We start from the raw sequence: 13,146 nt of genomic DNA, 5'->3' as shown, positions 1-13,146 counted from the left end.
GTTTAATTTTACAACCATGACGCCGGCTGCAACATTAAGTATACAGGCCGCTTCATACTTCTAGGCGAAGTATGAAAATTCGGGCAATCCCATATAGTTAGGCCGTTCCTTCCTCCCCGCTAACATCCGATCAACCACATTCACTACTAATTAATTAACGCACATAACTTTGTTATAACATTTCCGGAACAGAATTAAACGATACAATCCCTTAAAGCATTTTTACTAAACTTTTCCGTGAGCGGTTTTGTTCGCATCAAAATAATAATCACTATTGCAGGAAAATAAAGCTGAGACAAAGTATAAAATAATACAATTTACAATTCCTTACCTTATTGCGTTTATATGGCATACACTTACCCTCCTGCATCTTTATATAAAGCCCTTTCTGCACTTCATCCCCAGGTACACTACGCGGGCAGGTATGCATCAGCACCCGCTGGCCTTGCCCTTTTCCGTCAGCACCCCTGCAGTTAATTTAGCCTCCAACGTATAAGTACTGAAGTTTATGAGGCTATTATCCTTAACCATCGGTTTGGTGATGGTGCTCGGGAACCTGTGTGTGCAGGCAGAAACCTACTATGTCAGCCGCGCCGGCAACGACAGTTATACCGGCGTTTCGAAAACAAGCGCATGGGCAAGTATAGACAAAGTAAACGCCACGCAGTTTGCACCCGGAGACACCATCCTGTTTGAAGGAGAAGAGATCTTCCCCGGGAGCCTGGGCTTTGGAGAAGAAGTGAAAGGGACTCCGCAGAACCCGATCGTGCTTGGCTCGTTCGGGACCGGCAGAGCCGTTATCAGCAGTGGCACCCAGAAAGGCTTCTGGCTATACAATACCTCCGGCTTTAAGATCGAGGACCTGGTATTTGAGGGGGCCGGCAGAACGATCAGCACCACTGCCGGTATGGAGATTTACATGGATTTGCCCGGCTCGAAGCTCCCTTATATTGCCATCCATAATGTAGAAGTATACGGCTATCGCGAGGCGGGCATCAGCATCGGCAGTTGGGATACTGACCAGGGCTTCCGCGATATCTCCATTACCAATACCTCCTCCCATGATAACGGTGATGCGGGCATAGCTATATGGGCGCAGGATAACCTACTGCCGCACCAGAATGTCTACATTGCCCACTCCAAAGCCTATAATAACGCCGGTATTCCTACCAAAACACACTCTCACAGCGGCAACGGCATAGTAATAGGCGGTGTTGACGGGGGAGTAATTGAATATTGCGAGGCCTATAATAACGGCTGGCTGAATGCTTGGACCAGTGGCGGTCCTGTAGGAATCTGGTGCTATACCAGCAACAACGTCATCATCCAGCACAACGAGTCGCACCACAATAAAACGGGCACCACCAAGGATGGCGGCGGGTTTGACATCGACGGCGGCAGCACGAACTGCATCCTGCAGTATAACTACTCCCACGACAACGAAGGGGCCGGGTATCTTTTAGCTCAATTCTATGAGGCCAAGGAGATGAAGGACCTGACCATCCGCTACAACATCAGCGAAAATGATGGCAGGAAGAACGGCTATGGTGCCATTCACCTTTGGTCCTCCGGCTCAAACGGCGGCATCCAGAACGCGCAGATCTACAACAACACCATTTACCTGACGCCATCCGCTAACGGAACACCGAAGGCCGTGTGGGTGCAGACGGGTGGTGCAACGGCTGCGACTTTCCGCAACAACCTCTTTGTGACCACAGGTGGAGTGGGGCTGGTGCAGGTAGATGCAAAGGTGACAGCCAATGTGCGGTTCGAAGGCAATAATTACTGGTCGTCTGGTGCCACGCCTTCTTTTAACTGGGCAGGTAAGGTGTACAACTCGCTTACCAACTGGCGCACCAATACCAAGCAGGAGTTGCGGAATGGAGTAGCACTCGGCTATGCGCTTAACCCTGTGCTGAAGGAGCCGGGTAAAAGCATAACCATCGCTGACCCCAAGCGGCTCTATACGCTGGAGGGCTACAAACTGCTTCGTAGCTCTCCCCTGATTGGCAAAGCACTGAACCTGGCAGCTGATTTCAGCATCGCCACCGGCAAGAGGGACTTCTGGGGCAACAGCATTGCGCAGCGGAACGACCTGTGCATCGGAGCGCATCAGCTAACCAACAGCAGCAGCGCCTGCCTGTATGGCGGCCCGCAGCCACTTACCTTTGGGCTTGCCGCGACAGGCATCTATAGCGGTCCGGGCGTGGCAGAAGGCATGTTTACCCCGCAAGCAGCCGGGGCAGGCAACCAAGCCCTGGCCTATACCTACACCGATGAGCAAGGAACGACGCAAATAGCCCATCATACGGTTCTGGTAATCGATACGCAGGAGACGGCGTGGACCGGAGGCGGCGCCACTTCCGACTGGTTCGACCAGCAAAACTGGAGTACCTGCGTGCCGACTTCTTTGATTGATGTCAGTATCCCTGCTCCAAATGAAAGTATACTTTTTTATCCCGTTATCATGCAGGGCAGGCACGCCAAGGTGCTTAACCTTGATGCAGCAGCCGCCCTGGTGCTGGAACAAGATGCTTTTCTGGAGATTTTTGGCAACCTGTCTGGTTCAGGGCTGCAAACCCATCCCACCTCCAGAATTATCCTTACCAGCGATACACAGCAGGTCGTACCCGGAGGCTCCTACGGTCATTTAGTTTTAACAGGCCCAGGCTCCAGAAAGCTGCAGGATGACGTTGTTATTACCAGCCTCCTGGATTTAGGACAGGGGAAGGTATACCTGGGAGGTAAAAACCTTGCCCTTGCGGAGCAGGCCACTATTAAAAACTACAGCGCGAGCAACTACATTGTGACAGACGGCGAAGGCAGGTTAACCTACCAATCAATGGGATCTGGAAAGGAGAGGGTCTTTCCAATTGGAACATCAAAAAGCTATGCGCCGGTTAAACTCATCAATAATGGCACGCCAGACAACTTCAGCATAGGGGTGGAAGAAAGGAACCAGGTATTTACCGATTCAGGGGAGCAGGCTACCTCTATAAACAAAACATGGCATATTGACGAGGCCGTAACAGGGGGGTCTGATGTAACCTTGGCGCTGCAGTGGAGCAAGTATGATGAGCCGGAATACTTTAACAGGGGCGAAAGTTTTGTAAGCCACTACGAGGGCGAAACCTGGCAGGTTATGGAAAGCAGCATGGGCTCTGTAACACAGGGCAGCATCCCAGATATGTATAACATCACCCTGAGCGGCGTATCGTCCTTCTCCCCGTTTACAGTGGCAAGCACTAGCTCTGTGCCGACTCCCCTTCCTGTCACCTTGGCTAAGTTTATGGCTAGCCGCCAGGGTGCCGATGTGCTGCTGGCATGGGAAACAGCCTCTGAGAAAGATAATTCCGGTTTCGGGGCGGAAGTTTCGGAGGATGGAAAAACATTCAGGCAGCTAGGCTTTGTGCAAAGCAAGTCCCCTAACTCCCAAACAAAACTATCCTATACTTTCCGCGACACGGAAGCAGGCAAGGCAGGCACCCGGTACTATCGGCTGCGGCAGGTTGACCTGGATGGTACTGCCTCCTACTCTGCTGTGAAGGCGGTAGCGTTCCCACGGGCTGATCTCAACTTTTCGGTATACCCCAATCCTTTCTTCGACAGGATCATGCTCGAGATCGAATCCCCGGGCAGCGAGACACTGGTACTTACGCTAACAGATGCAAAGGGGCGCCAGATCTTGCATACAACTGCACTGCTGCAGCCAGGGCTTACCCGGCTCCCTATTAGCCTGCCGCAGGTACAGGAGGCAGGATTTTATTACCTTACCGCTTATTTCAAGGGCAAGACCTATCATTTTAAACTTGTTAAAAAGTAGGCGAAGTATAAAAAGTTAAGCCAAAGCGGTTATACTTCTTCAGAGGCAGATAGCAACCCTATCTGCCTCTTTTGTTCCGATGGGCCCCGTTTATAAAACTTTTTTAACAATAAATTATACGCATCTCACAATCCCTCGTATAAGTTACGGTTAAGGGGCCACCGATGTCACCCCTTCCGAGCATGCAGCCCCCGGTCAATCGGCAGTGTGGCATAACATAACCCAGCTTTTTGAGGAGTTTCATGTCTGTACCAAAAGTTAAATGGGATTGGGAGATTACCAGCCAAACAAGTTACTGGGGGGCCAGCCTGCGGGAGCTGTGGGCTTTCCGTCATTTGTTAGAAGGGCTCGTGAAACGAAACTTCCTGCTGCGCTACCAGCAAACCGTGCTGGGGCCCTTCTGGATACTCTTTCCCCCGCTGCTCACCCTTGTCACCTATGTGCTGGTGTTCGGCAAACTGGTGGGTATCCCCACCGGAACGCTGCCTCCCGTGCTGTTTTATTTTGCCGGCATCATACTTTGGAGTTTTTTCAACGACAGCTTTACAGGCACCGCCACTACGTTCCGGGATAATGTGCACTTGTTTAGCAAAGTATACTTTCCCAGGATCATCATCCCGCTGTCTGTTATCCACACGCAGCTGTACAATTTTCTGATTCAATTCCTGCTGATGCTGCTCCTGGTAGCCTATTATTGGCTCTTCCAGGATTTACGCCCGACGCTAAGTATAACGGTGATGTGGTTCCCTGTGGTGGTGCTGGCCACGGCGCTGCTAGCGCTGGGAATGGGGCTGTTCTTCTCGGTCCTCACAGCCAAGTACCGTGATATGGGCTATGTGATCAGCCTGGGCGTTCGGCTGCTGATGTATGTGACGCCTGTCATTTACCCCATGTCTGCCGTTCCGGAGAAGGTGCGATGGCTGGTGCAGCTAAATCCTCTGTCGCCCCTATTCGAGGCTTTCCGCCTTTCATTATTAGGAGAGGGCACTGTCTCGCCGTGGCAACTGACCTACAGCGTCCTGTTTACAGTGGTGTTTTTTGGAGCAGCGCTGCTTCTATTTAACAAGCAGGGGGATAAACTCATCGATGTAGTATAAACCTATGGCGGAAAAGATCATCCAGGTAGAAAACATCTCCAAGCTATACCGCCTGGGCACTATCGGCACGGGTTCCTTCCGGCAGGACCTGCAATGGTGGTGGAACCTGTATGTGATGGGGAAGAAGGATCCCTTTTTCCACCTGGATAAGACGGCCCCTCCAGGTGTAGTTGCCGACCAAATCTGGGCGCTACGCGATGTGAGTTTCGATGTGAAGCAGGGGGAGTCCATGGGCATTGTGGGCAGCAACGGCTCCGGCAAGTCTACGCTCTTGAAAATCATCTCGCGGATCGTGAAGCCGACCACAGGAGTGGTGCGGGGCAGAGGCAAGGTAAGCAGTTTACTGGAGGTGGGCACAGGCTTTAACAAGGAGCTGACGGGCCGCGAGAATATTTACATCAGCGGCTACATTTTAGGGATGAACAAAGTTGAAGTTGCCGCCAAGTTCGACGAGATTGTAGCTTTTTCGGGGATTGAGGAGTTTGTGGATACGCCCGTCAAGCGTTACTCTTCGGGCATGTACGTGCGCCTGGCCTTTGCCGTGGCCGCCCACCTGGAGCCCGACATTCTGATCGTAGACGAGGTGCTGGCCGTAGGCGACGCTGATTTTCAGAAAAAGTGCCTGGGTAAGATGCGGGAAGTATCGCAGGCCGAGGGACGCACCATCCTATTTGTCAGCCACAACATGCAGGCCGTCAACACCCTTTGCGACAGGGCCATCTGGCTCAACAAAGGGCAAATGCTGGAGATGGGGCCTTCCTCCGCTGTGGTAAACAAGTACATTGCCAGCCTTCAGAAACTGCAGCTGGGGCAAAAGTGGCAAACACCGCAGGAAGCTCCCGGAAACAAGTACATACGCTTCAAGCAGGTGGAGCTCATCCCGCATGTCGAGCAGTCGGACGGCGTTATAGACGTCAGGACCCCGCTAACGGTAAAGTTTCAGTTCTGGAACATGCTCGAGGAGATGAGCCTGAACGTGGGCATTGTGTTATACTCCTACACCGGCGACTGCATCTTTGATCTGTTATCCCCTACCCTGCACTGCCATACCGGTTTGGTGGAGGGCGAGTGCACCATTCCCGGCAACTTCCTCAACGACGGGTCTTACTACATCACCCTGACGATCGCCAAGGAGGCTTCTATTCCGGTGTACAACCTGGATGAGTGCCTCTCTTTTGATGTGGAGGACTATCGGGCAGACATCTGCTATTTCGAGAAATGGTGGGGGGCGGTGCGGCCTAAATTCCCTTTTAAGCTGGTAAATCACCAGGAAGCATATCAGATAATCAGATAAGCAGGTAAAACGATGCAGCCACCGCTCTACACGATAAAACATATTCGCCTCGACCAGCCGCACGCGCCGCTGCATTCGTTCTGCCTGGTGCCGCGCAGCTACCTGGTGTTCTGGTGGGAGCATGTGGCGTTGGGCCATGTATACATAGAAGCCATGGAGCGCCTGACTACGGAGGCTTTTTACGCAAAACTGCGAAAGGCCTTCTCACCCTCCCTGCAACAGTATGTCCCGGAGTTAGCTGAAAACGATGCAGCCTGGCAACAGCTTTTTACGGAAGGGTACACTGCCGCCGGGGCTGCCGCTTTGCAGGAGGCATTGGCACGGCACAAGCCGGAAAGTACACCAGCGGAGGTAGCGGTCTCTGTCGTGATCTGCACCCGCAACAGGGCGGCCTACTTAGAAAAGTGCCTCGAGCAACTCCATCAGCTTAGTTGTGTGCCCCAGGAGATCATTGTCGTGGATAACGCTCCTTTGGATGATACCTCTTACCAGGTAGCCTCCAGGTATAAAAAGGTGGTGTATGTGAAAGAGCCCAGGGCTGGCCTGGATATCGCCCGGAATACCGGAGCTATGAGCGCCACCTGCGAGGTGGTGGCCTTCACCGATGATGACGTGCTGGTCCACCCGATGTGGGTGTACTGGGTCTGGCAAACGTTTCAGAACAAGTCGGTTGCGGCCATGACGGGACTGATTATTGCGTCCCAGCTCCACACCAGGGCTCAGGTAAATTTTGAGAAGCACTGGAGCTTTAACAGGGGCTACGCAGACAAAGTATACACCGGGGATTTTATCCATTCCACGCTGTCTATCGGCCCTCCTGTGTGGGAGATAGGGGCAGGCGCGAACATGGCCTTCCGAAAGTCGGTCTTCGAGCAGGTGGGCCTTTTTAACGAGTACCTGGATGTGGGCGCAGCCGGCTGTAACGGAGACTCCGAGATGTGGTACCGCATCCTGGCCAATGGCTTAGCCATCCATTACAACCCGAGAGCCATCGTTTTTCATGAGCACCGCAATGAGACAGGAAGGTTGAAACACCAGCTCTTTTACTACATGCGCGGCTTTACGGTGGCAGCGCTGCTGCAACAGCGGCAGAAAGCAGAAGCCGGCTACAAAAGGCACTTGTATTCGGTGCTACCCAAATTCTATCTGAAACTGATCAGGAGAGGATTCCCCTACTACCGGTCCAGAACCTCTACCATTTGGGCAGAAATGACAGGCATCGTGTCAGGCCTGATCTACTACAGAAGAAATCAGAAGAAACTACTCAAGTCAATAAGCAAATAACGTGGCTATCCCCTTCTCCATAAGCTCTGCTCCGCTGGTCTCCGTGGTGATCCCGTGCTACAACCACGGCAAATACCTCCGGGAGGCCGTGGAGAGTGTGCAACGGCAGACTTATCCTGCTATTGAGGTTATTGTGGTGGATGATGGTTCCATAGACGACACCAAAGCAGTTGCTCAGTCAATCGAAGGCGTGACATACGTTTACCAGGAAAATCAGGGCTTATCGGCTGCGCGCAACACCGGTATCCGGCAAAGCAAAGGCGAGCTGCTGGTATTTCTGGATGCCGATGACTGGCTTTACCCGGATGCGTTGGAAACGAATGTTAGGCTTATGCTACAAAACCAGGAGCTGGCCTTTGTTTCGGGAGCTTACAACCTGGTTTTTACGGCCACTAACGAAGTAAAATCGGTCGTACGGCAGGTGCGCAACAGCCATTACCTGCACCTGCTCAAGGGCAACTACATTGGCATGCATGCAGCGGTGATGTTCAGGAGGTGGGTTTTTGATCATTTCCAGTACGACACATCCCTGAAGGCATGTGAAGATTACGATTTATACTTACGCATTGCCCGAGAATATCCGGTGCAGCACCACACGCATATACTGGCCGCTTACCGGCAGCACCACACGAACATGTCCGGCAATAGCAAATTGATGCTGCGAACTACCCTAAAAGTGCTTCATAACCAAAGCGATAGCCTTCGAACCCAGGCAGAACGCAGCGCCTACGCGGACGGGACCAACATCTGGAAAGCATTTTATACAACAGAAATGGCAGACAAGCTCCAGAAGGGAAACGGACTCTCCCTACACGACTACTATACTTTGCTCAGGTATGATCCGGATCTGTCGCAAAATACGCTGGCCAGCAGCACAAGCACTGTTACCATTCTGAACAGGATCGTGAAGATGATTCCTTCCGGCAAAATCCGGAAAAAGCTCAGCTCCAGGCTGATCAGGAGCAATACGCCTCCGGTGGGAGAGGTACGGTTTGGCCACCTGCACCGGTATGCGCCTTTTAGCACCCAGTTCGGCTACGACCGGGGCGGCCCCGTTGACCGCTACTATATCGAGAATTTCTTAGGACAGGAAGCAGATGTCATTGAGGGCCGTGTGCTGGAGATCGGGGACAATGCTTATACTTTACAGTATGGGGCAAAAAAAGTAACCCAAAGCGACATCCTGCATGTGGATGCCAGCAACCCGAATGCCACATGGGTAGGGGATATCAGCCACGCGCCCCATATCCCCGATAATACGTTTGACTGCATCATCCTCACGCAGACCCTGCACCTGATCTATCACTTCCGCGAAGCTCTCCAAACCTGCCGCCGCATCCTGAAGCCGGGCGGCGCGCTGTTGCTCACAGTGCCCGGCATCACGCCCATCGATCACGGGGAATGGAAGGAGACCTGGTACTGGTCTTTTACCGATAAATCCATGAAGCGGCTGATGGAAGAAACCTTCCCGGGAGGCACCTCCGAGGTAACTCCTTATGGGAATGTATTTACCGCCACGGCTTTCCTGTACGGTATGGGACTGCCAGAAGTACCCAAAACTAAGCTGATGTATAACGACCCACATTTTCAGGTCATCATTACGGTGAAGGCCATCAAACCTGCAGAAAGATGATCCGCCGGCTTCTCCATACTATCAGAAAATCCTATGAGCCCAAAGCGTTGGTGCTCATGTACCACCGTGTGGCAGAACTGGAAACGGATGCCTGGAGGTTAGCTGTGAAACCACAAAACTTTGAAGAGCAGCTGCAGGTGCTCAGCCGAAGCTGGCGCGTGGTGCCGCTGGCGGAGTTGGTAGGCGATTTGACCCACCACCGGTTGCGCAGGAACAGCGTCGCGATTACGTTTGATGATGGCTACGAGGACAATTATCTAGCTGCCAGGCCGCTTCTGGAAAAGTATAACGTACCCGCCACCTTCTTTATCTGCTCCGGAAACATAGGCAGCAGGACTGAGTTTTGGTGGGATGAGCTGGAACATCTTATACTTTCGACTGAAGTGCTGCCTCATACTTTGGATATGTGGATCAACCAGGCGCAAATCAACTTTGATCTGGGTACAGAACAGCACCTGACCGAGGCGCTGAAAAAGAAACAACAAGAGTGGATGGCCTTTGTGCAGGAGCCTCCTACTTTAAGATCCATACTTTATCTGAAGCTATGGGAGCAGCTAAAGCCGCTACCCGGCCACTTGCAACAAGCGTATTTGCAGCAAATCAAAGTATGGGCGGGCGTTTCGGGCGCCCCTCGCGCTGCCTACCAAAGTATGAACCTGGAGCAGCTGCAGGACCTGGCACGGAACAGTCTTTTTGACATTGGGGCCCACACGGTCTCGCATCCGGACCTGGCCAGCCTCAGCCCATCTGCCCAGCAGCAGGAGCTGGTTGGCTGTAAGAGCTTTCTGGAAAAAGCCATCTCCCGGGAAGTGACGTTGCTGGCCTATCCCTACGGGAGCTGTAACCAGGAAACGGTAAGGCTGGCGGCAGAAGCAGGCTTTCAAGCGGCTGTCATCACCCAAGATTACCCCGTGCACCCCACCTCCGCCAGGTATAAATTAGGTAGATTTCTGGTGGATGACTGGAGCGGAAAACAATTGGATGCTTGTATAAAGTCCTGGTTAACCATAAAAGCAAATGCTCATGCACACTACGCAGCCTGAGGTTTCCATCATCATGTGTATGTACAATGTCGAAAAGTACCTGCGGGAGGCTATCAATAGCGTACTACACCAGACATTCCCGCACTGGGAGCTGTTGCTGATAGATGATGGATCAGAGGACGGCAGTACGCTAATAGCCAGGCAGTATGCCGCCGAATACCCGGCGAGAATCAGCTACCACGACCATGGCGAGCATGTAAACAAAGGTTTGAGCGCCAGCCGAAACCTGGGCCTGAGTTTAGCCAAGGGAGAACTGGTGGCTTTCCTGGACGCGGACGACGTGTGGTTGCCGAATTACCTGGAGTTACAAGTAAATCTGCTACGCCAGAAAAATGTACCTGTTATCTGCGAGGCGACAAAGTACTGGTACAACTGGAATGCGCGGGAGAAAGAGAATCAGGTAGTCTACATAGGTGCTGGGCAGGACCAACTTTATCACCCGCCGCAGCTAATGCTGGAACTATATCCCTTAGGAAAAGGGGCGGCTCCCTGCATGTGCGGGATCATACTTGAAAAGGAGCTTCTCCAAAAGCTTGGCGGGTTTGAGAACTCCTTCAAAGGGATGTATGAAGACCAGGTATTTCTAAGCAAACTCTACCTCAATGCGCCGGTGTACATCTCCTCCAACCACCACAACCTCTACCGCCAGCGGGCCGATTCACTGGTTGGCGCTTCACAGAATACCCCAGCTTATCATGTGGTCCGGAAACACTACCTTGATTGGCTAAAGAAATACCTGCGGCAGCACCCTCAAAAGTATAAGGAAATAGATCGGCTTCTGCAGCAGGCCTGGCGTCAGTATAGCGTTTCCCCCCTCAGGCTTTTAGTGCGTTTCGTTCCGGGCCGCCTAAAGCGATTTCTCAGGAAGCATGCCCCGGCCAGCTTGGTAAGGCAGGTTAATCTTGCCGGCAAAGTACAAATCAACGCTTAGCCCTTGTTATGCAGCCAACAAAATGATAGAAGTACCATCCGACTACCCTGTTAAGCAACCTACATATGGAACGTATTCCTACTTCGCCTCCAATTATACCTCCGCTTGCCTCATCGCCTGACCGGCCAAGGTGGTCGGTGATGATTCCGGTATACAACTGCTCGGCGTTTCTGGTGCACACGCTCGAGAGTGTATTGGCTGAAGGGGTGCCTGCTGCAGACATGCAGATAGAGGTAGTGGATGATGCCAGCACCGATGCTGATGTAGAGAGGCTGGTGCAGGAGATAGGCAAGGGCAGGGTACGCTATTACCGCCAGCCGCAGAACGTGGGTAGCCTCCGCAACTTTGAAACCTGCATCAACAGGGCACAGGGCTACCTGGTGCACATCCTGCATGGCGATGACCGGGTACGGCCAGGGTATTACCAGACTATCCAGAGGCTCTTCGAGGAGTTTCCAGAGGCCGGGGCCGCTTTCTGTCGCCACTTTAACATTGACGAGCACAATAACATCATCTCCAGGCATGTAAAGGATGATGATTCCCACTGGGGCCTTCTGGAAAACTGGCTCCTGCGCATCAGCGAACGACAGCAGATTCAGTATGTCACCATTACGGTTAAGCGCGAGGTGTACGAAAAACTTGGTTCCTTTTATGGGATGACTTATGGCGAGGATTGGGAGATGTGGGTACGCATTGCCAGGCATTATCCTGTGGCTTTCACCTCCAGGGTACTCGCTGAGTACAGGAAACATTCGGGTTCTATATCGGGTGTAAAATTCCTAACCGGGGAGTACCTGGAGGATATTGCCCACCTTTTTCAACTCATCCAGCAGCACCTGCCGCCTGAGCACCGCAAAAGAGTATTGAAGCGGGCGCAGCGGAACTTTGCAAACTACGGCATGCGGATGGCCCAGGTACTATGGGAGAAAACCGGCAACAGAAAGTATGTGGAGGCAAACCTGAAGAAAGCCCTGAAAATGCACGCCGATGCAAAGCTATGCCTGAAGGCGGCAAAGCTACTGGCAAAGATGACCCTGCACGACCTGCAAATTAAGCCACACACCGCGACAGACAAGGCTGACCGTCTTAAGCACTACATCTAATAGTGCCGCGCCAGGAACTGGAGCACCTCTGCATCACTCTTTGCATGCAGAATCTCGGCGCCCGACAGGGCAGGGAAAATGGTTTTGAACTCGTTGTAGCGGTGCTCATGCCCGCGCTTGGAGAGAATAATGTTCTTGCCCCCGAAGTAACTGGCTAGGGCCGCCGTGCCGCCGTGCACCGACAGGAAACGATCGCAGTTGGCGTAGAGCATAAGCTGGAAGTGGTTATAGTTGTTCACATGCGCCTTGTTTGCCTGGAACAAGTCCTCTGCCAGTATAACTTCAGGATAATTTTTCCTGATATAGACCGCCTCCTTCAATTCCAGAATGTCGCTGTTATCCATGACAATATAGTCCGGGCCGGGGCGATTATACACAATCTGGTATCTCTGACTAAACCTGGCCAATATCCAGTCCAGTATTTCAATGCTGAAGTAGTTGATGGGGTCCTTTCCCCACTCCGTGTTATACTTGTTGGCAATGATTAACAACGGCTTATCAAACTTAAATATCTCGTTACAATAGTGCGCTCTTAAGGGTACCTGCGCCCACTTATCAAAGGATATAGCGTTACAGTGATACATATTGGGAACCGTATAATCATCCTTCGACAGTCTCCATACCCTTTTATCAAACCTTTCTTCGTGGTTATCGCTGAAGAAGTATAGCTCTTTGGTAAATTTGGAGGAGATGGTTTTGCCAAGCGTGCCGTTCTGGTGATGCCAGTAAGCAAAGGGCAGCACGAAGGTGAGTTCCTGCTGGAACTCCTGCCTATAGGCTATCTCCTTATATTGGGGCTTGAGTACGTAGTCGTGGAGGCAGTATTTTGTTTGCAGCACGCGCGCGCAACTGTTTTTCCAGAAAAAGAATTCCGGGGTACCATAGCTGAAGGCGCCTTCGAGTCTCTTTCGGACTCTTTGGATAAACGGGGTTTTGTT

Annotated in this window: 9 protein-coding genes; 8 read left to right on the top strand and 1 reads right to left on the bottom strand. The window is 52.2% G+C overall.

Going from position 1 to position 13,146, the window contains the following annotated elements; translation table 11 throughout:
* The first annotated feature begins 508 nt into the window (after positions 1-508).
* From A3841_RS08755 to A3841_RS08720, 8 genes are all read left to right on the top strand, one after another.
* Positions 509-3,823, top strand: coding sequence for a T9SS type A sorting domain-containing protein (locus A3841_RS08755; RefSeq protein ID WP_083610280.1), 3,315 nt, complete (start codon positions 509-511; stop codon positions 3,821-3,823).
* Positions 3,824-4,065: 242 nt separating this feature from the next.
* A complete protein-coding gene (locus A3841_RS08750; RefSeq protein ID WP_073851957.1) occupies positions 4,066-4,920 on the top strand; it encodes an ABC transporter permease in 855 nt (284 codons plus the stop codon).
* Between the two features lie 4 nt (positions 4,921-4,924).
* Entirely contained in the window at positions 4,925-6,214 is a 1,290-nt protein-coding gene (locus A3841_RS08745) for an ABC transporter ATP-binding protein (protein ID WP_073851956.1), read from the top strand.
* A gap of 12 nt (positions 6,215-6,226) precedes the next feature.
* Positions 6,227-7,498, top strand: coding sequence for a glycosyltransferase family 2 protein (locus A3841_RS08740; RefSeq protein ID WP_073851955.1), 1,272 nt, complete (start codon positions 6,227-6,229; stop codon positions 7,496-7,498).
* Between the two features lies 1 nt (position 7,499).
* Complete coding sequence (locus A3841_RS20590) at positions 7,500-9,131, top strand: glycosyltransferase (RefSeq protein WP_083610279.1); 1,632 nt, start codon at positions 7,500-7,502, stop codon at positions 9,129-9,131.
* Complete coding sequence (locus A3841_RS08730) at positions 9,128-10,174, top strand: polysaccharide deacetylase family protein (protein ID WP_073851954.1); 1,047 nt, start codon at positions 9,128-9,130, stop codon at positions 10,172-10,174. The genes A3841_RS20590 and A3841_RS08730 overlap by 4 nt, the downstream gene beginning before the upstream one ends.
* Positions 10,155-11,105, top strand: coding sequence for a glycosyltransferase family A protein (locus A3841_RS08725; protein WP_170866165.1), 951 nt, complete (start codon positions 10,155-10,157; stop codon positions 11,103-11,105). The genes A3841_RS08730 and A3841_RS08725 overlap by 20 nt, the downstream gene beginning before the upstream one ends.
* Before the next feature lie 65 nt (positions 11,106-11,170).
* The gene (locus A3841_RS08720) at positions 11,171-12,208 is read left to right on the top strand and encodes a glycosyltransferase family 2 protein (RefSeq protein WP_073851952.1); all 1,038 of its coding nucleotides are present in this window, start codon (positions 11,171-11,173) and stop codon (positions 12,206-12,208) included.
* On the opposite strand, the gene A3841_RS08715 is transcribed toward A3841_RS08720, so the two are convergent.
* Positions 12,205-13,047: a hypothetical protein gene (locus A3841_RS08715; RefSeq protein ID WP_139307923.1), complete on the bottom strand. Its 843-nt coding sequence runs from the start codon at positions 13,045-13,047 to the stop codon at positions 12,205-12,207. The genes A3841_RS08720 and A3841_RS08715 overlap by 4 nt on opposite strands.
* Positions 13,048-13,146 lie beyond the last annotated feature (99 nt).

The sequence above is a fragment of the Pontibacter flavimaris genome, assembly GCF_001907195.1.
In the GTDB taxonomy this organism is placed as follows: Bacteria; Bacteroidota; Bacteroidia; order Cytophagales; family Hymenobacteraceae; genus Pontibacter; species Pontibacter flavimaris.
Note: the sequence above shows the minus strand (reverse complement) of the source record. Positions and strands in the feature narration are given on the sequence as shown.

Coding starts and splice junctions, on each gene's coding strand:
- A3841_RS08750 (WP_073851957.1), top strand. CDS start 4,066: ATGTCTGTACCAAAAGTTAAATGGGATTGGGAGATTACCAGCCAAACA.
- A3841_RS08720 (WP_073851952.1), top strand. CDS start 11,171: ATGGAACGTATTCCTACTTCGCCTCCAATTATACCTCCGCTTGCCTCA.
- A3841_RS08740 (WP_073851955.1), top strand. CDS start 6,227: ATGCAGCCACCGCTCTACACGATAAAACATATTCGCCTCGACCAGCCG.
- A3841_RS08730 (WP_073851954.1), top strand. CDS start 9,128: ATGATCCGCCGGCTTCTCCATACTATCAGAAAATCCTATGAGCCCAAA.
- A3841_RS08725 (WP_170866165.1), top strand. CDS start 10,155: ATGCACACTACGCAGCCTGAGGTTTCCATCATCATGTGTATGTACAAT.
- A3841_RS08745 (WP_073851956.1), top strand. CDS start 4,925: ATGGCGGAAAAGATCATCCAGGTAGAAAACATCTCCAAGCTATACCGC.
- A3841_RS08755 (WP_083610280.1), top strand. CDS start 509: ATGAGGCTATTATCCTTAACCATCGGTTTGGTGATGGTGCTCGGGAAC.